Source organism: Planctomycetia bacterium (assembly GCA_021413845.1).
GTDB lineage: Bacteria > Planctomycetota > Planctomycetia > Pirellulales > PNKZ01 > PNKZ01.
In genome coordinates, this window is the sequence record JAIOPP010000100.1 from 36,026 (window position 1) to 54,426 (window position 18,401).

Annotated in this window: 15 protein-coding genes; 3 read left to right on the forward strand and 12 right to left on the reverse strand. The window is 60.6% G+C overall.

The annotated features are described in order from the left end of the window. Positions 1–10: 10 nt before the first annotated feature. The 3 genes from K8U03_18770 to K8U03_18780 are packed head-to-tail and all read right to left on the reverse strand — an operon-like array spanning position 11 to position 4,403. Positions 11–2,347 (reverse strand): FAD-dependent oxidoreductase, encoded by a 2,337-nt coding sequence (locus K8U03_18770; GenBank protein MCE9606932.1) that lies wholly within the window; start codon positions 2,345–2,347, stop codon positions 11–13. 38 nt (positions 2,348–2,385) lie between these two features. Beyond that, complete coding sequence (gene hemW, locus K8U03_18775; GenBank protein ID MCE9606933.1) at positions 2,386–3,534, reverse strand: radical SAM family heme chaperone HemW; 1,149 nt, start codon at positions 3,532–3,534, stop codon at positions 2,386–2,388. A gap of 29 nt (positions 3,535–3,563) precedes the next feature. Next, complete coding sequence (locus K8U03_18780; protein ID MCE9606934.1) at positions 3,564–4,403, reverse strand: metal-dependent hydrolase; 840 nt, start codon at positions 4,401–4,403, stop codon at positions 3,564–3,566. A 239-nt stretch (positions 4,404–4,642) separates the two neighbouring features. Here K8U03_18780 and K8U03_18785 point away from each other — a divergent pair, with 239 nt between their 5' ends. Further along, on the forward strand, positions 4,643–5,338 hold the full coding sequence (locus tag K8U03_18785; protein ID MCE9606935.1) for a hypothetical protein: 696 nt from the start codon (positions 4,643–4,645) through the stop codon (positions 5,336–5,338). A gap of 9 nt (positions 5,339–5,347) precedes the next feature. Here K8U03_18785 and K8U03_18790 read toward each other — a convergent pair whose 3' ends face one another. The 9 genes from K8U03_18790 to K8U03_18830 form a co-directional block, all read right to left on the reverse strand. Continuing rightward, positions 5,348–5,776 (reverse strand): hypothetical protein, encoded by a 429-nt coding sequence (locus K8U03_18790; GenBank protein MCE9606936.1) that lies wholly within the window; start codon positions 5,774–5,776, stop codon positions 5,348–5,350. A gap of 19 nt (positions 5,777–5,795) precedes the next feature. Beyond that, positions 5,796–7,403 (reverse strand): L-aspartate oxidase, encoded by a 1,608-nt coding sequence (gene nadB, locus K8U03_18795; GenBank protein MCE9606937.1) that lies wholly within the window; start codon positions 7,401–7,403, stop codon positions 5,796–5,798. Positions 7,404–8,050: 647 nt separating this feature from the next. Beyond that, on the reverse strand, positions 8,051–9,535 hold the full coding sequence (locus K8U03_18800) for a hypothetical protein (protein ID MCE9606938.1): 1,485 nt from the start codon (positions 9,533–9,535) through the stop codon (positions 8,051–8,053). Between the two features lie 25 nt (positions 9,536–9,560). Further along, positions 9,561–10,511, reverse strand: a complete 951-nt coding sequence (locus K8U03_18805; protein MCE9606939.1) for a glycosyltransferase family 2 protein — start codon at positions 10,509–10,511, stop codon at positions 9,561–9,563. A 20-nt stretch (positions 10,512–10,531) separates the two neighbouring features. Beyond that, entirely contained in the window at positions 10,532–11,578 is a 1,047-nt protein-coding gene (locus K8U03_18810) for a YbhN family protein (protein ID MCE9606940.1), read from the reverse strand. 214 nt (positions 11,579–11,792) lie between these two features. Then, positions 11,793–12,233: a pilus assembly protein gene (locus K8U03_18815; protein MCE9606941.1), complete on the reverse strand. Its 441-nt coding sequence runs from the start codon at positions 12,231–12,233 to the stop codon at positions 11,793–11,795. Positions 12,234–12,280: 47 nt separating this feature from the next. Further along, complete coding sequence (locus K8U03_18820; GenBank protein MCE9606942.1) at positions 12,281–13,489, reverse strand: VWA domain-containing protein; 1,209 nt, start codon at positions 13,487–13,489, stop codon at positions 12,281–12,283. 57 nt (positions 13,490–13,546) lie between these two features. Further along, on the reverse strand, positions 13,547–13,909 hold the full coding sequence (locus tag K8U03_18825; GenBank protein MCE9606943.1) for a pilus assembly protein: 363 nt from the start codon (positions 13,907–13,909) through the stop codon (positions 13,547–13,549). Between the two features lie 109 nt (positions 13,910–14,018). Further along, positions 14,019–14,699 carry a hypothetical protein gene (locus K8U03_18830; protein ID MCE9606944.1) on the reverse strand — a complete coding sequence of 227 codons (681 nt, stop codon included), beginning with the start codon at positions 14,697–14,699 and terminating at the stop codon, positions 14,019–14,021. A gap of 364 nt (positions 14,700–15,063) precedes the next feature. Between K8U03_18830 and K8U03_18835 the strand changes: the two genes are divergently transcribed. Together K8U03_18835 and K8U03_18840 are read left to right on the forward strand one after the other, a co-directional pair. Further along, the gene (locus K8U03_18835; GenBank protein ID MCE9606945.1) at positions 15,064–16,626 is read left to right on the forward strand and encodes a B12-binding domain-containing radical SAM protein; all 1,563 of its coding nucleotides are present in this window, start codon (positions 15,064–15,066) and stop codon (positions 16,624–16,626) included. A 248-nt stretch (positions 16,627–16,874) separates the two neighbouring features. After that, positions 16,875–18,302, forward strand: coding sequence for an AI-2E family transporter (locus tag K8U03_18840; protein MCE9606946.1), 1,428 nt, complete (start codon positions 16,875–16,877; stop codon positions 18,300–18,302). Positions 18,303–18,401: the final 99 nt, after the last annotated feature.

An 18,401-nucleotide genomic window follows, 5' to 3' on the forward strand; every position in this document is an offset into this window, starting at 1 on the left:
CTTCTTCGCGCTAGTGGTCCAGTCGATCCGGCACGTTGTCGTTATCCTTGTCGAACGGCAGGGCATCGTCGAGATCGAGCAGACCGTCGCCGTCGGTATCGCCCGTCAGGCTGAATGCTTCCCCTTCGGGGAGTTGCCCCTGATATTGATAGTCGAGAATCGTGACGAAATCGCGGCGTTTTACCGGCTGCTCGAGGCCTCGCACCGCTTCGGCCCCCTCCGGAAGCTTCGCTAGTTTGAAATTAATCAGCAAGCTGAAATCGGCGTCGGCCTCCGGGTTGTTGAGTTCTAGAGGCGTATGCGTCGTGCTCCCTTTGAGCCATTCCAGTCGACGAATCGCCGCGGCCACTTCGCGGCGCTTCACGTTGCGCTCGGCGTCGAAATCGGGCGATTGTTGGTCGGCGACGTAGATGCCCAACAACGCTGCCCGATTGGCTGCTGCGAAATGGGGATCGCTCGGCTTCAAGTCGTGATAAGGCCAAATCAAAACGCCCGGCGGTCGCGGTGCTTTCGGCGTGCGCCTCAGCGCCATGACATCGACGGGATTAAGCAACAGTCCTTGAATCAGTCGCACGAGGCGAAGATTCGTCGCCACTTGCTGTGGGTTCAGCTTCTCGCGCAGCGCAACCACGGAGAACGCCGCGGCGGCTTGTCCCGCGAGCATGCCGTGCCCATGCAACCGCACGGCCGATTGGACGATGCTCGATAGGCCCAAGTTTTTTCCGGCCACGATCAAGCCTTCGGTCTCGAGCGGTGCCATGCTTCGTAGCGGCAGCATCGCCCGATCGGTATCGGTGCTCCAATTGCGAAGCGGCGTATGGACGAGCGTCCATGTTGCGTTAGTGTCGTCGTTGAGAAAGATACGCTTCGTCGGATGAAAATCGATGTTGAATTGAAAGCCGAAGGCACCGTCGGGCACCATGCTTTTCGACCAGCACTGGTTGCCGTCGGTGTCGCGCACGTCTTGCTCGCGCAACATATACATCGCCTGCGTACGCAAGCCTTCGCGAATATACGGCTTCGGCGGCAAGTGATCGGGCGTGCCGAATTCGTCGGTCAGTTGCAGATCGCGAAAGGTCACGATCTTCCGGTTCGGATCGGCGCCGGCTGCGGCGAGATCGCGCTCCGCCACGGTCGTTTGCAAATGGTACAGCAGCCCGAGCGTGTGCTGTTTGACATCGTTAAACACGACCTGCCGCTCGCGCGGATTCATCTCGACCACGTTCTTTTGCGACGCCCCGACGGTAAGCCGCTCCAGCGCATCGACGACAGGCTGCGGATAGCGATTCGTCGGATAATCTTGCAGCGGCCAATTGACGAGGACCGCCTCGGAACCGGCCGGCAAACCTAAATGGCGGCGATCGACGAGCCGGCGATGATGATAAACCGTCGGACCGTCCGTATAAGGGCCGTTGGGCAAGGCCGTATCGCGCCAAGCTTGCGCGAAAGGCTTCATTGCCTCCTGCGGCCAGCCGAGTTGTGCAAACTCCGCCGCGGTCGAAGTCGTCGCGGCGAAGTAGCGGCGCTCGTCGTAGCCTGTCGGGCGTTCGATGATCGTCGGCTGAGCGCTTTCGCGTAGCACCATGCAATAGGTGAGGGGGTTGATTTCGTTGTGCTCGATTCGGTCGTAGCTTTCGGGAGCGCTCGGCTCTTGAAACCGGTCCTTCAAATCGGGCCCGCAAAAATACTTGGCGCCGGACAGGCGAACGATATCCCCCCAATCGCTCGCGTCGATCGTGATGCGCGGCTTAATGACGAACGTAGATTCCTGTGTCTCGGAATTGCGATCGGCCACGTTGCCGAACGCAACCGCTTCGACGCGCTTTCCCGCTAATCGAACGCCGAGCGGTTCGATGTTTTCCAAGAGCGTGATCGAGCCGCCGGCGCCGACGAGATAGGGAGCGATCAGCCGGCGGAAAAGCAACTCGGTGTCGCGGGGCTCGCAGGTCGTCCAGGCGCAAAAGCAATTGCCGGGCCGCGCGTTTCCATACTTGCGCTGCATGTCGGCCTCGATCAGGTCCATGATTTCGAGGAAGATGCCGCTGCGCGGAAAGTGAACACGACCGCCCCGATACTTAGTCCATTCATCGATCGCAGCGAGCCCTTCGGCGGTGAACTGTCCGCCGAGCCAATTGCAGTCGTTCGTGAGGACGATCCTCGGCACGCCGAACCGCGCCGCTTGGATCGCTGCGGCCGTGCCCGACTCGCCGCCGCCGACGATCAGCAAATCGCATTCGATTTCTTCAGCGGCGCGAAGTTGCGTCGGTGTTGCGAAGCTTGCCGCCGCGGCTATAAGAACGAAGCCGAGCAAGCGAAGCGAAAAGGAAAGCAAGGTGATCTTCGTCATAGGTCGTTTCTCACTCCGTTAAGCTCGACGTGATCCGTTCAACAGCGCACGAACTTCGACCAAATCCAATCGCTGATAAGCAATCCTTCGCGGGTCAGACGCAGTCGCCCCTCATTGAGCTGTAGCAAGTCCGAGGCGAGTAGCTTGCCCAACTCATCCCCGCCCAATGACGACAAATCGTACCCGAATTCTTCGGCAAAGGCTCGCGCCTCGATCCCTTCCGGCAAGCGTCGCAAGCCGAGCACGAGGGCCTCGCGGGCCCGATCTTCGGGGGCGAGAGTTTCGCTATCGGCCACCGGCGACTGCCCGGCTTGAATACGTTGGAGCCAAGTCGTCGTACTCCGATGATTCGTCTCTCGGCGGCCATCGACATAGCGCGCCGCCCCGGGGCCGGCGGCGTAATAGCCGTGCGCGGCCCAATAGGTCTCGTTGTGGCGGCAGCGTCGGCCGGGCCGGGCGAAGTTCGAGACTTCGTAATGTTCGTAGCCGGCGGCGGTGAGGCGGTCGATCGCTTCGAGGTACATGGCACGTTCCAACTCTTCGTCCGACTGCTGCAGTTCGCCTTTCAGCTTACGTGTCCAGAACGAAGTACCGCGCTCGAACGTCAGACCATACAGAGACACGTGATCGGTTTCCAATGCGAGGGCCGCATCGAGATCGCTCCGCCAATCGTCGAGCGTCTCCTGGGGAGCGCCGAAGATCAGATCGAGCGATGTCGAGAACCCAGCGTCTTGCGCGAGGCGAACCGCCTGGCGGGCGATCGCGGCCGTGTGATCGCGTTCGAGCGCACGCAGCTTCTCGGCGCGAAACGATTGTACGCCGAGACTTAGCCGCGTCAGCCCTGCCGCATGCAATACGGCAATCCGTTCGGGCGTCACGTCCGACGGATTCGCTTCTGCGGAGAACTCGTAGCCCGGCGTCAGCGGAAACCATCGTCGAGCTAAGTCGACGAGTTGTTCAAGCTGCGGCGGTGCGAGATGCGTCGGCGTGCCCCCGCCGAGAAACAACGTGGCGACGGGCCGCGGCTCGACGAGCTGCGCGAGCTCGATCGCCAGCCCTGCGAGATACGCCTCGATCAGATCGTCGCGTCCGGCGATCAGTGTGAAGTTGCAATAGCCGCAACGGTGCCGACAAAACGGCACATGCAGATAGGCGGCGGTCGGCGGGCGCAAAACGGATGGCGGCACGTCCGACCTCGCAGGCTTGAACTGGCGCGCTACAGCCACAGCCGGAGTCGGCCGTCGAGCATGTCCGGCATCGCCTTCTCGACGATCCGGCGAACCTGAGTCGAATTATATCGGGTACTCAGATGCCCGGCGATGATGAGCTCGTTCCTAAAGCGGTCGCGCCGTGCGAGGATGTCGTCCAGGTGCATGTGGCCGAACTTGTGAATCTTTTCCTTGCGATGGCCCGGCGCGACGAACGTCATTTCGGTAATCAAAATCTGAGCTTCATAGGCGGCCGGGCAGTTGTCGAGGCCGGCTGGAGCGCTGTCGCCGACATAAGCGACGAGCGGCATTCGCCGTTCTTCGGAGATTTCGACTCCGCTTTGCCGCAAGTCGCGAATCTGCTCGCCCGACAGGGTGAGATATTCCGGCTTAAGCTTTTTACGACGTTCCCACACGACATAGCCGACGCTCGGCACCGTATGCACCGTTTCCCAAACCGAAACGACATGCTCGCGCGAAAGCTCGATCTCGTCGCCGGGCTTCACCCCGATCAGCTCGCAAGGCATCCGGCCCCGGTCGAGACGGGTAAATAGTTTGAGGATCTTATCGACCGTCTCGACGGCGTGTTCCGGAAGATAAATCTTCGGCGGCTCCATCTTCATCATGCGCCGGCGAGCGACATACGCCGGCAACGATGCGATGTGGTCCAGATGCGTATGCGAGACGAACCACGTCTCGGTTCCCATGAAGCCCCAGGGATGCGCCCCGAGATCGAACCCGAGCTTGAGTTCGGGAATGCGCCAATAGGTCTGCACCGCGGCGCGCGACCAACCCTCGATCGTGAGGGCCTTATGTTGCAAGGTATTTACCGGAAGATTCTCAATCATCCACCTATCTTACCGGTCTGTCGGGGAGCGACAACCCGTGTTGAAATCGTGATGGAATGAGGCGGAATCGCGCCGCGCGAAAGAACGGAATTGACGCACCCAGGGCTCACTCCTACGATTCCACCGGACTTCCTGACTTCTCGGAGCGTTCTCTCCGATTTCGAGGCTTTCCGATTCCGCGATACGCGCCGCTGCCGAGACACACGAGCCCGACCGTGCGATAACTTGAGGAAACGTACATGCGCAGTCGCTGGTTCGTCACGTGCGTCGTCGTGCTGCTCGTCTTATCGCTCGCGACCGGCCTCGGCTTATACGGCGTGTATCACGCGGCGCAGGAAGTGCCCGACTTCTATGCCGAAGCGGTGGCGATGCCGGAGACGCACGCCGACAAGGCGAGCGACGAGTTTACGGCCGGTGCGTTTGCGTTGGCGAACGACGTCGAAAAGGAAGGGTCTTGGAGCTCCGTATTCACCGATGAGCAGATCAACGGCTGGCTTGCGGTCGATCTTGTCGAAAAGCATCCGAACCTGCTGCCGCCGAACTTCGAGCGGCCGCGGATCAAGATTCTCGACGACCACGTGCAGGTCGGCGTGCGCTGCGAGATCGGCGGCGTGAAGACCATCGCTTGGATGGACGTCGAAGGACAGATGACGAAGAACCAAGAGCTCGCGGTGCGCTTTCGGCAAATTCGTGCCGGAGCGGTGCCGCTGCCGCTGTCGACGATTCTCGATGCGGTTCGGCAAGCGGCCGAAGCGTTTGAGTTGTCGCTCCGTTGGACAACCGTTAACGGTGATCCCACGGCGATCGTCGGCTTGCCGTCGACGATGAAGAAAGGGATTCGCTACGAACTCGATCGGTTCACGCTCACCGACGGAAAATTGTACGTCGCCGGCCGGACGTTTCGAGCCGACGGCAAGCCCATTGCTAAGCGGTAGCTTCGTTCGTTAAATATCGATCTCTGCGGCCGGCAGGAACCGATAGTCGAACGTCGGCTCGATGGATTCGATATCGCGACGATGTTGCAGCCGAACGCGACCTTGCAACCGTCGGCCTGCGACGAGGATTTCAAGTGTGTCGCCGGTCACATCGCGCCCGTCGAGACTTTCCGGTTCTCCTTGATGTCCGATCACTTCATATGTTCCTGCATCCCATTGAGCGACTGTGCCACGCCCGCCGGAGATCGGTCCTTCGTAGGCGAGGTACTCCAAGCGATGGTCGGGCAGCAACGCGACGACTTGAAGCTCACGAATGTCGGGAGCAAGGTCGAGCGCCCAGGTTCTCAAGACTTCGCCGTGCTCCAGCATGAAGTCCCAATGCGAAGGTCGGCGGGATTCGACAGGGCATTCGTGTCGCAAAATGACGAAGCGCGGCATGCGGCATCAACTCCAGGCGTTAGGCTTCGCGCTGGAATTCGATATGCCGCTGCCAATGCTCGTTGTCGAGGTGCGGGAAGTCGAGCCGGAGATGCGTGCCGCGACTTTCATTGCGTCGCAACGCGGCTTCGACCATCAACCGCGACACGACGAGCATGTTCTGAAGTTCCCAACCTTGCGGCGAAGTGAACTGCCGATTGACGACGTAGCCGGACCAGCGATCGATCGTTTCCGCGGCTTCGACCAGGCCCGCCTCTTCGCGGCGGACGCCGACGCTGTGCCACATCAGGCTTTTGAGCGAGTTGCGAATATCGGCGATATCGAGCAACTCCGGCGATTGTTCCAGCGGCGGGTTCTCCAGCGGCGGCACGCGGAAATCGTCGGCGATATTCAACGCGGCCTGCGATGCTCCTTCGCCGGCATGCGCACCGAAGACGAGTCCTTCGAGGAGGCTGTTCGACGCCAGGCGATTGGCGCCGTGCAGGCCGGTGGAAGTCACTTCGCCGGCGGCCCAGAGGCCGGGCAGCGTCGTGCGGCCTTCGGCGTCGGTCGTGACGCCGCCGATCATATAATGGGCCCCCGGACGAACCGGGATTCGATCGCGCGTAATGTCGAGGCTGAATTCGGCGCAGAATGCCGCGATGCCGGGGAAGCGTTTCCGCACGCGAGCCGGATCGAGATGCGAAAGGTCGAGATAGACGTTCGGGTGGCGCGTCTGTTCCATCCGGCTGACGATCGCTTGACTCACGACATCGCGCGGCGCGAGCTCGCCGCGCTCGTCGAACTCGAACATGAAGCGCTTTCCAGCGCGATCGATGAGATACGCCCCTTCGCCGCGCATCGCCTCGGTGATGAGGTTGCGGCTGCTGCCGGCGATATAAAGCACGGTCGGATGGAATTGCATGAACTCCATATCGCGCAGCTCGGCACCGGCGCGATAGGCGATGGCATGGCCGTCGCCGGTCGCGACGTCGGGGTTCGTGGTCTCGCGATAGATTTGCCCCGCTCCGCCCGTGCAAAGAATCGTCTGTTTGGCCCAGACGAGCGTTTTGCCGTGTTTGGGATTCCAAACCAGTGCGCCGCGCACGACACCGTCGAACGTCAGGAGATCGAGCGTAAAGGTGTCGGACCAATTGTCGACGTTGCCGAGCCGCTTCGTCTTGTCGATCACGGCCCGCATGACTTCGCGACCGGTGGCGTCGCCTAAGGCATGCACGATTCGATCGTGGCTGTGACCTCCTTCGCGGCCGAGCGCGAGCTCGCCGGCTTCGAGATCGAACTTTGCGCCCCACTCGATCAACTCGCGAATGCGTCGGGGAGCTTCGCGGACGACGAGTTCGACGATCGCTTCGTCGCAAAGATCGCCGCCGGCGCGAAGCGTATCGGCCACGTGATTCGCGAAGCAATCCTCGGGATCCATGACGCCGGCGATGCCCCCTTGGGCATACTGGCTATTCGACTGCTGCAGCGCGAGCTTCGTGATGACGAGGACGTTGAGCGCAGGATCGATGGCGAGCGCAGCGCGCAGGCCGGCAAGCCCGCCGCCGATGATGAGCACGTCGGTGAAGTGGTGAGGAACCCGTTTCGGGTGAAAGGGAACGAGATAGCGTCGGCCGAGTGGACCCATAGAAAAAGCGTCGCAGGAGAGAGGGACGGTGACGGAAAGCCGTCGGATCCATTATTCCCTCGATCGCGGTGCAGTGCCACGTATCGAGCGGTGCTAGCGACGGGCTTTCGTCGGGAACGGCGAAGCTTGTGAACTGCGAAGCTCGGAAACAGCGCAGCGTGGAAAAACAAAAACGGCCCGCCGCGCGACGAACTTCGAGGAGCTTGTCCTGAAAGTCCGTGGCGCCGCGAGCCGAATTCGACGGCGACCCACTACTAGAGATCGCGGCGTCGAAAGAAGATGGGAGAGCCGGTTCGCAGTCGTTCCGGCTTGAGGCGTTAGTTCTTAGGTTGGACGGCAGCGCACCGCTTGCAGCGCTTCATGCGGCGGTTGATCGCAGCGTTGCACTTAGGGCAGCGGAGAGTCTTACGCAGACGCGTCATCGGAGTTTTTGGGCGTTTACCCATGGCACTACTCGCAGTCTTAAAAACGGGGATAAGCAACTCAGGATAAATACTTCCTGAGATCGTGCAAGGGGGACTGGCCGCTAGTTTTTGGGTTTTTGTCGCGGAGTGCGGACGATTGCCGGCACGCTTGGTTCGCAACTCTCGGTATTTTCGGCAGAGTCGACGGCGAAACTCGAACTCTTCCGCTTCAGCCGCGAGGTCTTATGCCCCGAGCTTACCCCACTGCATGAAGGTGAAAAGTTGCGTGAGCCACGGCTGCGTCCACGGATTCCAAGTCGGGAACGTGACCGAAACGACCGAGGCTCCCAGCAGCAACAGACAGACGGCTCGCAAGCCGCGCCGGTTTGCACAGGCATCGACTGCCGGCAACATCATGGCCGACCACAGCGGCGCGAACCAAAAGACCCAGCGGAAACCGGAAGCGACGCCGCCGTAGTTGCGATCGATCAACGACCGCGAAAGATAAAACGCCAAGCAGACGACCGAGGCGAGCGCGATCGCGGCGGCGATCGGGCGGAGCGGCTCGTTACGACGTCGGCATAGTTGCCCCAGGCCGGCGACCGTGAGCAGCCACATCGGCGTGAGCGAGAAGATGCCATGGTGTCCGACCAGCACATGCAGCGCATAGCGCGCGCGCGACGGCTCTCCACGATCGACCCCTTCCGGAATATCCGACCAATGGCTATTGCGCACGACGCCGTCTTTGCGGAACTGATAGAGATACCAATTGTTGTCGGGATCGCGCCGGCCGTAGGGAGGCATGACGGTCCCATGCGCGGCATAGTTCGTTCCGCACGACGCGACGGCGACGACGAGCGCCGCCGGCAAGAAGCCGAGCAACGTTTGGCGTGGAAACTTCACCAGCAACCCCACCGCGGCGATCGCCGCCAGCGATAAGGCCGGCAATTCGTTGGCCGCCATGAACGCTGCGAAGAACCCGGCTTGCGCGAAACGGCGTAAGCGTAGGTCTCCTTCGACGACGATTCTTGCCACGGCATCGAGCAGCACCATCGCCGACGCGGCCGCGATTAGGTGGTTGTTCAACGAGATGGCGAAAGTCGTTTGCATGCTGCCGAAGATCGCGCCGGCGACGACGAACATCCGGCCGAAATCGGTGCGGCCGTAGCGTTCGACGTACCGCGCCAATAGCAGCCACATCAAGACGATTGTCGGAATATTGATCGTCGCGAGCATGAACCGGCCGACGCCGTACGGGTGTTCGCCGAGCGAGTAGCCGGTGAGTCGGTAGATCAGCCAGTATTCCCCGGCGATCAGCGTCGACAACAGCGGCGGCTTCGACGAATAGAGGTGTCCTTCATCAGGGCCCGGGGCGGCACGGCCGGCGTCGTCGTGCTTCACGACATCGATCGACGCCCAATTCGGTTCGGCGAAAATGTCGTCGATGACATACGTCCCTTTCTCGACGAGCGACCGGATCGTCAGCCACCGGCTTCGATCGTTGGCGCTGAGAAACGGCAACTTCTTCTGCCAGTCGGCTCGGCCTTGATTGAAGAGGTGGTTCTCGAGTCGGCCGGAATCGACGGCATCGACGGCCATGATGCGGCCGAGCAAACCGGCCGCTCCGACGACGATCAGAATCGCATAGATGCTGCGACGGAGCGCGGAGTTGGGATCAGGGTCGGCCTGAATGGACATCGCCGGCGTTTGCATAGAGGTGTCGACCAACGAATCGTCGCGAAAGGAAGAACGCTCAGCCTTCGATCATGGTTTCAATCGGTTCCGTCGTCACTTCGGAAATCGAAAAGGTATCCAGATCGTTTCCTTGATGGGCCGTCATCAATTCGGCCAGGAAGCCGATCGACATGAACTGCCCGCCGATCAGAAACGCCGCGATCGAATAGAGCAGCGCAGGCCGTTGATGAAGCTTAGGGTCGATGCCGGAGAAGACCGAAGCGACCCAAAACCAGGCGAGCCAGGTCATTCCCAGACCGCCGACGAAGAAGCAGATCAGCCCGAGCGTGCCGAGCAAGTGTTGCGGGCGATGGCCGAAGCCGGTGAGGAACGTCACGGTGAGCAGATCGAGAAACCCTTTGAAGAAACGGCGAAAGCCGTACTTCGAATGGCCGAACTGACGAGCCCGATGTTGAATCGCGATCTCGCCGACGCGAAAGCCGCGGGCATGCGCGAGCACCGGAATGAAGCGATGCAGTTCGCCGTAGATGCGCACCTCTTGCACGACGGCCCGCCGGTAGCATTTCATGCCGCAGTTGTGATCGTGCAACCGCACGCCGGTGAGATAGCCGACCAAGCGATTGAAGATGCGCGATGGGCCGACCTTGTGCCACGGATCGTGGCGAACTTGTTTCCACCCGCTGACGACGTCCAAGTTCTTCGACTTCATCTCGGCAAGGAAGTTGGGAATCTCATGGGGGTCGTCTTGCAGGTCGGCGTCGAGCGTCATGATGAAGTCGCCGTGCGACGCTTCGAAGCCGGCGCGCAGTGCGGCGGCTTTGCCGAAGTTGCGGCGAAAGCGAATGCCGCGCACGCGCGGGTCGTCGGCCGAGAGCTTACGGATCAACTCCCAAGACCCGTCGCTGGAGCCGTCGTCGATGAAGATGATCTCCAGATCGTAGCGTTCCGCTTTCGCGACGTCGGACAACTCGGCATGGAGTTGCCGGAGGCTATCGACCTCGTTGAGCATCGGAATGACGGCGGAGATTTTCACGGAGCGTGCGTCGGCGAAGTGGAGGAGGGTTCGGAGCTCGGCGGCGGGGCGGCGGCCTTCGTTCGCAATTGATATAGAATAATCGAAACCGCGAGTTCGGCCACCAGCCAAACCAAGCGAACGAGAATCGCCGTGACCATCGCCGCGGCATTGCCGTAGATCCAGCCGAGCACGCTGAAGAGGACGCCGTCGCGCACGCCGAATCCGCCGGGAATGAACGACAAAAACCCGATGACGACCGATAAGGCCGCGGCAATCGTGCCGATCGTCCACTCTTCGGCGAGCGACCTGCCCGAGGTGAAGCCCGCTCCGCGCGCCGTCGCCCAGATGCTGAGGCCCATCATAATCCACGCAACCGTCATCAACCCCCAACCGCTCAGGAAGGTGGCAAGGCCGATGCGGCGAAGTTCGTGCGAGGCCGTGGCTTCGTCCCCTTTGCCGCTCCGCAAGCGGCGGACGATCTGCTCGAACACCGGTGGAATCGTCGGCAGGCCTGTGATGCCGACCATCGCGAGGGATCCCCAGAGCCAGTCGGTGCGCTCGGGATACTTCAGCACGATGACCACGGCCGAGACCATCGCTCCGACCGCCATCATCGTAAATGTTTCGTAGAAGACGCTCACCGCGGCCAGCGCCGGCTTGGCGCCATGCACGACGAGCATGCTCGTCCGCATGACGACGACCATCGCCTTGCCCGGCACGTATTTGCCGAGATGCCCGATGTAAAACGCCCTGACGACGGCGCTCGTCGGCACGCGCTGCCCGAGGCCGGCGAGGATGCGTCCCCAAAAAATGCCGCATGGGAGTTGGCCGAGAGAATAGAGAGCTGCAGCGAGCGCGAGCCAAGACCAACGCAACTCTGCGGGCGACCAACGGCCGGTGCGGATGTTTTCTTGCAGGCTTTCCCAACCATGCAGGAGAGCGCCGTGAATAAACCAAGCCACGACCGCGAGCAGCGCGAGTTTAGCGACCGTAATAATCCGGCGCTTCGCAAGAGGATTGTTTTTCGCGAAGCTTTGGATCGCTACCAGCGGACTCGGCACGGCGACTTGCTCGCTATTTCAGACACGCGCCGAAGCGCAAGAGCTTGTGGATTACCGCGTAGACCGCAGTTGCCGGCCGCTAACGACGAGGCCGGGCCGGGCGTCTACGCAGAGACGAAATGGAGAAAGCCCAATTCTGTCGGCTGAGAGGGCATCGCACAAGCAGGCGGGAGTGCCGAGCGAGAAAGTGCTTGTAGCAGCGACGTGCGCGAAGCTAGTTCGTCTTCTCGCGCGTCAACGTACAGGAACGGGTGATCGTGCCGGCGCTCGTGAACTTCGGCGTGATCCAGGCGTTGTTCGTGAGGTTCACGGAAACGGTCACGGTCACCGTGGTCGTAGCGTTGGTGATCGTCGTCGGGTTGATCGTCACGGTGCCGCCGGTGATTAAGTTGGCGGATAAAACCGTGTTCACGGCCGCCGTCGTGTTCGCGGCCGTGGCGCCCGGCACGATCGCGCGGCGGCAGCCTTGGTAGCTGGAGAGGGCGACGGCATTGACGATCTGGTTGCAACGCGCGAACTCGATCGCTCCGCAGAACAGCGTGAAGAGCAGCGGGCAAACGATCGCGAATTCGACCGTCGTCGTGGCCTTGCGATGGCGCTTACGACGTAAAAGTCGCGGCACGGCGTTCGGCGTTGGGGCGATTCGATGTTGCATGACCGTGAGTTCTCTGCTCGGGCGAATTCATCAAACCGGAATGAGCGTTACTTCGTCAACACCACGGGCAGCGTGTAGGCCAAGTCTTTGAAGGCGGCATCCAAGCTCGCGGCATCGGTGGCATAGTAAAACTTTCCGCCTGTCATGGTGGCGATCGTTTGCGTCGTGGTTTGATCGGCGTTCTTCAGGAAGCAGACGCAATGGACCGTGATGTTCGCGTCGACGCAGTCGTCGGCGGCATCGATCGGATCGCGGCCCGCGTTCCATTGACCGTCGGTCATGAGAATCATGACTTTCTTGGCATAGCTCTTCACGCTAGGGCCGGTGAGGACCGTCCGGCCTGCGTCCATCCCGGCCGACATTTCCGTGCCCCCGAGCATGACGTTTAGCGACTTCGCATGCACGGCGTTGTAGACCGCGTTCATGTCGGTGGTGAGGCCGAGATCGGTCGTGCAACCAACCGAAGTTTGGCCGGTTAGGGAGTATTCCGTCGTGCTCTTGTCGACGTCGTCGGCCCAGGTGACCACGGAGACGCGCGGCGGAGCGTTAGCGGTTTTCAAAATCGTGCAAAACGAATTGATCGCGGTATCCAACGCCAACCAACGGCTCCCGGTGGTCGGCTTGTTTTTGATGGCCGTGACCCAGTCCAGCAAATAAGGGAGCGGATAGCTCCAAGCAGTGCCGGTTTGATCGAAGCACATCGAGTGCGAACGATCGAGCACCAAGCAGACTTCGCACGCGAATGCCGAGGCGACGGAAGTGTTGCTGGTCGTGAAGGTCTTCGTGCCGAAAACCGGTGCGAAAAAGAGATTCACGGCTCCGTTGGCGTTGGCGCTCGACATGTTGGACGTGATCTGCATCGCTTGCGACGGCTTGGCGCCGGCCACGAACAGCCAGGAGCCGTCTCCTTGCAGCACCGATTGGCCGACGGCGATATCGGCCGAGGTGAGCGTCAGCGGCTTGCCGGCTACCGTGTTTTGCGCCGCCATCGCGATCGCGGCGCTGATGGCCTGAGCATCCGTCTTACCTTGCACCAGGGCCGAGGTTCCGGCCTTGCTGGCCGCGTCGGTCGAGGCCTTGAGCTGCGTTTGCACGAGTTCGATATAAGAAATGTCGATCGAGAAAGCCGCCATCGCCATCAGCACGACGACGAACAGGGCGACCAGCGCCAACACCGCGCCGCGGCGCTCTTTGCGGCTTCGCAGACGCAACGTGGATGGAATGGATTCGCCGTTTCGAAGTTCATCGCGATGCATGGTGTGCTTCTTTATAAATGAGGCGGAAACTTGTCCGACGCTTGCTATGACGAAATTCTAGAGATGCGGAATCGTGATTTTTGCGGAAAGGGTCGGGCTGCCGATGTAGCCGAAGACGAGCGAGTTCGAAGCAAACGGAGCCGAAACCGTTACGACGATCGTCGTGCCGATCGGCGTTGCGGTGGTGACGGTTGGCGAGATGGAGACGGTGCTGTTCTTGATGCCGAGACTCGTGAGCACGGCGTTGGCCCGCGTTTGGGCCGTGACGGAAGTTCCGCCGATCGCAGAAGCGACGTTCGCGGCTTCGTACGAGGCCGAGGTCAACGCTTGTTGGACGAACACGGCATTCGACGCTTCGATCACTCCCATGATCATCGCCATGAGGATCGGCAGGCAAACGGCGAACTCGACCGTTGCGATGCCGGTGCGAGACGGCCGGCGCCGCGGTTTGCGGAGCATGACGAACGGTGCCGCCGAGATAAGCGATTGGCTTGCTTGCGACGGCGAATCGGCTGGTGAACGAATGGCCTTAGTCATGGGGGCGGGTCAATCCTCGTTCGGCGAGCATGTGAATGGTCCGCAGACGCTCGATGTACTGTCGTTGGGTGAACGCTCGCCCGGTCGGAAGATCGAGCGTTTGGCAACTCGGCTCGTTCGGGTATTTGACGGCGAGCGCTTTCGCCGTCTCAGGCAGGCAGAGTTGCTCGATCACGGTGAGCGCGTTCGGCGCGACCACCAGGTTTCGCAAGAGCTCCTGCCCTTCCGAGAAGTAACAAAGTCGATCCATCCGATCGAGCGCCAGTTCGAGATTCTTGATCTTCGGGATGAGGGCTTCGCCTTGCGGCGTACGCAGAAGGGTGACCAGCAGGTGGTCGTCGGCTAGTAAGACTTCTATGCCTTTCGAGACTTCTCGCACGGGGAAGCCGAGCTTTTCGAGTTGCGGAATAATCGGCGCGACGTCGCTGCGCGTGATCAGATCGCCGTCGCGATATCCGGACTTCTTTGCCAGTTGCTTCTCGACGAGGTCTTGCACGACGGCGAACGGCGGAACTTTGCTCTTGCGCTCTTCCGCCGGCGACGAAGTTTGCGTAGCCGGTTGATCTGCAGCCGAGAGCGGAGCGGATGTCGAGATCGCGGCAAGCACCACGGCGAGCGCTGCGGCAGCACGCGGCGTAAGCACGATCGAAAGAGAGCGAGGAATGATGGACATTTTGCAAACTCGGATCATCGAACGGACGACACATTCGTGCGAAGGACGCTGGAAACCCTCGCGCAAGAGAGGCGCCCATAGTCCCGTATAGAATGTGTAGGTCGAAAAAGGACCTTCTGCCGGCGAAAGTTTTCAACCTGGTAGGGATAGTCCGAAGGTTGCGAATGCGCCGGTCGTCGAGCGCTCTTTCGGGTTGCGGTTTTTCCGTTCGCACCGTAATTAACGTCGCCGCTTTCGGCGTCCGCAGCGTATTTCGCGACGGAATTGCGGGGCGATGCGCGACGATCGAGAGGGAAATATGGCGTTTTCCCCGAAAGTCCTGCTATAAACAGCGACGGGCGGAAATTAACCGGGGATGTGAATCATGGCCGATATCGTGCTGATTAATCCTCGCTTCGAGATTTCCTTTTGGGGGCTCGAGCTGGCTCTGCCGCTTTTGGGAAAGCGCGCCAACCTGCCGACGGCTTGCTTGCCGCTGTTGGCGGCGCTCACGCCCGGCGAACATACGGTCACGCTCATCGACGAAAACGTCGAGGCGATCGATTTCGCGCGCTTGGAAAAGGCCGACATCGTCGGCGTGACCGGCATGAATGTGCAGCGGCATCGGATGCGCGAGATTCTCGTTGAGTTGAAAGACCGTGGAATCTTTACGGTCGTCGGCGGCCCTTGGGTCACGGTTCAAGAAGATTATTTCGGCGAGCTGGCCGACGTGATCTTCATCGGCGAGGCGGAAGACACCTGGCCGCAGTTTCTCAAGCAATGGGCCGCCGGCTCGCACGGCAAACGCTACGAGCAACTTCAACCGACCGACATGACGAAGGTGCCGCCCCCCCGCTTCGATCTGCTTAAGATGCGCCACTACGCGTTCGGCAGCTTGCAATTCTCACGCGGCTGTCCGTTTCAATGCGAATTCTGCGACATCATCATCACCTTCGGACGCCGACCTCGGCTCAAGACGAACGAGCAGGTGATCACGGAAATCGAAGAGATGCATCGGCAAGGAATGTCGAGCGCGTTCATCGTCGACGACAATCTGATCGGCAATAAAAAGGCGGTTAAGGTTCTGCTGGCGAAGGTAAAGGAGTGGCAGGAAAAGAACGGCTATCCGATTACGTTCTTCACCGAAGCCTCGATCGATCTGGCCGACGATGCCGAGCTGATGCAGGCGATGGTCGACTGCAACATCACGGGCATCTTCATCGGCGTCGAGAGCCCGAACGAGGCCTCGTTGCGGGAAACGAAAAAGTTTCAGAACGTGCGGAGCGGCGGCACGATCGTCGAAAAGATTCATCGCATCCAAGACGCCGGGCTCGACCCTTGGTGCGGGATGATCGTCGGGTTCGACGCCGACGATCGGACCATTTTCAAAGCTCAGTACGAGTTTCTTAAACAATCGCGCATCTTGCATGCGATGGTCGGCTTGCTGTATGCCGTGCCGAAAACGCCGCTGCATAAACGACTCGCGGCCGAGGGGCGGCTCGATTACGACGATCAGCCGGTCTTCGGCACGAACGTCATTCCCGCCCAAATGAGCCGCGAGGAAATGCGCGACGGCTATATCGATCTGATGGCGTCGGTCTATGAGCCCGACTTCTACTTCGAGCGATTAGACAGTTTGTACCTTAGCGAAAAGTTCCGACTCGGAGCTACTCGCGAAAAGTATGCAAAATCGCATTTCTTCACGAGGATCAAAGGGCTGGTCGCCGAGTCCGTCAAGTCGGCCTATGTGTTTATGAAGTTGATGCGCGAAGTGCCCGAGGCCTCGCTTCGTAAGGAATATCGCCGCCGGATCGGGCATTTCTTAATGCAGCGCCGCGATCCGTTCATGCTCTTCATCTACATTCTTAAGTGCGCGATGCACTATCACCACTACACGCTCACCCGGCAGATGGCGAGTCGCGAGACGGGCGTCGTAAGTACGTTCTAGGTTGGCGGTCTTTTAGAGCACGGCTTTTTGCCTCGAATGCCGCAGAATGCCACCCATCGACGAAAGCCGTTTGCCAATCCTGCCGGCTTTCGTCATTCTTATCCATGCTTGTGCGGAGGTGAATCGGGCCGCGCCACGCGCAGTCGACGATCCGCGGCTTACATAGCTTGCCGTGACTCCATTTTCCGCGCAGCCATTGATAGACCCTGAACGAAGCGGCAGACCTTATCTTGCTCGGAGAAGCCCGCATGGCGCGGATGGTTTCGCTCGGTGTGTTGGTTGTCTTGATCGTCGTGATCGGCTTCTTGTCGTACGAAGTGATGGCGACTTTTTTGTTGCCCTTGTTTCTTGCGGCGATGCTCACGGTGTTGTTCCACCCGGTCAACGACTGGATCGCAAAGCGATGCCGCGGCCGCACGAGAATCGCCGCCGCCCTGACGACCTTATTGATCCTCCTAGCCGTGCTCTTGCCGTCGTTGGCCTTGGGAGGCTTGGCCGTTTCGGAGTCGTCGGACTTGTTTAGACGTCTCGATCGCGACGACATCTCGCGCAAGATCGCGATGCTCCAAAATCGCCTCTCGCTCGGGCCCCCTCCCGCGCCGGTGATGGGGGCCTTAGATCGGATCGATCGATCGCTACATCGGGTCGAAGAGCTTCCTCGTAGCTTGCTCGAAGCTGCGGAAGAACGCTCACGCTTGATCGAAGAAGCACAGAAGCAAATGAAGATCGACAGCGATCTCATTCAAGAAAAGCTCGGCTTCGGCGAAGGCCCTGCCCAGCCGTCGGACGCCGCAGCCGTTCCCCCGCCGCAGTTGAAAGCGGCTTGGAACACTTGGGTCGCCGCTTGGAGCGAGCCGAAGCCGGCCCCTTCCGATGTCGAGGCCTGGGAAGCGGCTTGGCGAAAGTCGTACCTCGCGCTCGACGCCTTTCGCAACGAGCTCCTCGGCGGGCCTCTGGCTGCCGCCGTGAAGCGGTTCGTTAATCTAGAGCCCGATCAACTCGACAAGCTGCTCGATCGGGCACGCTCCGCCGCCGGCCCCTTGGCGCTCGGCACGACTCAATACGTCGGCGGTCTCCTGGTGCAACTCATCATCGGTTTGGTCGTGATGCTGATCAGTTGCTACTACTTTCTTGCCGACGGCCGCGCGATGCTCGCCTCGCTGACCTTGCTCACGCCGCTCGACTCGAAGCATGTCGAAAAGCTGCTCGCGGAGTTCGGCAACCTCACGCGCGCCGTCGTGTTGTCGATGTTCCTTGCAGCGCTGGCGCAGGGCTTTCTTGCCGGCATCGGCTATCTCTTCGTCGGGCTCGATTCGATCTTCCTCCTCACGCTGTTGACGATGCTCTTCGCGCTGCTGCCGCTCGTAGGAGCGACGGCCGTATGGGGCGGCTGCTCGCTCTGGCTCTATTTCATCGACGGCCGGCCCGGCGCAGCGATCGGTCTCGCGATCTACTGTGCGATCGTCGTTTCGCTCGCCGATAATCTGATTAAGCCCTTGGTGCTGCAAGAACGCTCGAACATGCATCCTCTGCCGGCATTGCTGAGCGTGTTGGGGGGAGTCGAAGCGCTCGGGCCGATCGGTGTTTTCGTCGGGCCGATGGTGCTCGCGCTGCTACACACTCTGTTGGTGATGCTCCGAACGGAGTTGGCGAACTTCGAGAAGCGCAAGACGTAGTAGAGCGTAACCGCGCGTTGTCGGGCATCGAAGCGTGGCCGCGTCGGTCTCGCACTAAACCCCCGATTTCGAGCTTGTGGCAAAACGCGAAACGGGGCT

Bases quoted from the DNA above. Each gene is read 5' to 3' on its own strand.
- K8U03_18785 (MCE9606935.1), top strand. From the start codon at position 4,643: ATGCGCAGTCGCTGGTTCGTCACGTGCGTCGTCGTGCTGCTCGTCTTA.
- K8U03_18815 (MCE9606941.1), bottom strand. From the start codon at position 12,233: ATGCAACATCGAATCGCCCCAACGCCGAACGCCGTGCCGCGACTTTTA.
- nadB (MCE9606937.1), bottom strand. From the start codon at position 7,403: ATGGGTCCACTCGGCCGACGCTATCTCGTTCCCTTTCACCCGAAACGG.
- K8U03_18770 (MCE9606932.1), bottom strand. From the start codon at position 2,347: ATGACGAAGATCACCTTGCTTTCCTTTTCGCTTCGCTTGCTCGGCTTC.
- K8U03_18780 (MCE9606934.1), bottom strand. From the start codon at position 4,403: ATGATTGAGAATCTTCCGGTAAATACCTTGCAACATAAGGCCCTCACG.
- K8U03_18840 (MCE9606946.1), top strand. From the start codon at position 16,875: ATGGCGCGGATGGTTTCGCTCGGTGTGTTGGTTGTCTTGATCGTCGTG.
- K8U03_18835 (MCE9606945.1), top strand. From the start codon at position 15,064: ATGGCCGATATCGTGCTGATTAATCCTCGCTTCGAGATTTCCTTTTGG.
- K8U03_18830 (MCE9606944.1), bottom strand. From the start codon at position 14,699: ATGTCCATCATTCCTCGCTCTCTTTCGATCGTGCTTACGCCGCGTGCT.
- K8U03_18805 (MCE9606939.1), bottom strand. From the start codon at position 10,511: ATGCTCAACGAGGTCGATAGCCTCCGGCAACTCCATGCCGAGTTGTCC.
- K8U03_18790 (MCE9606936.1), bottom strand. From the start codon at position 5,776: ATGCCGCGCTTCGTCATTTTGCGACACGAATGCCCTGTCGAATCCCGC.
- K8U03_18820 (MCE9606942.1), bottom strand. From the start codon at position 13,489: ATGCATCGCGATGAACTTCGAAACGGCGAATCCATTCCATCCACGTTG.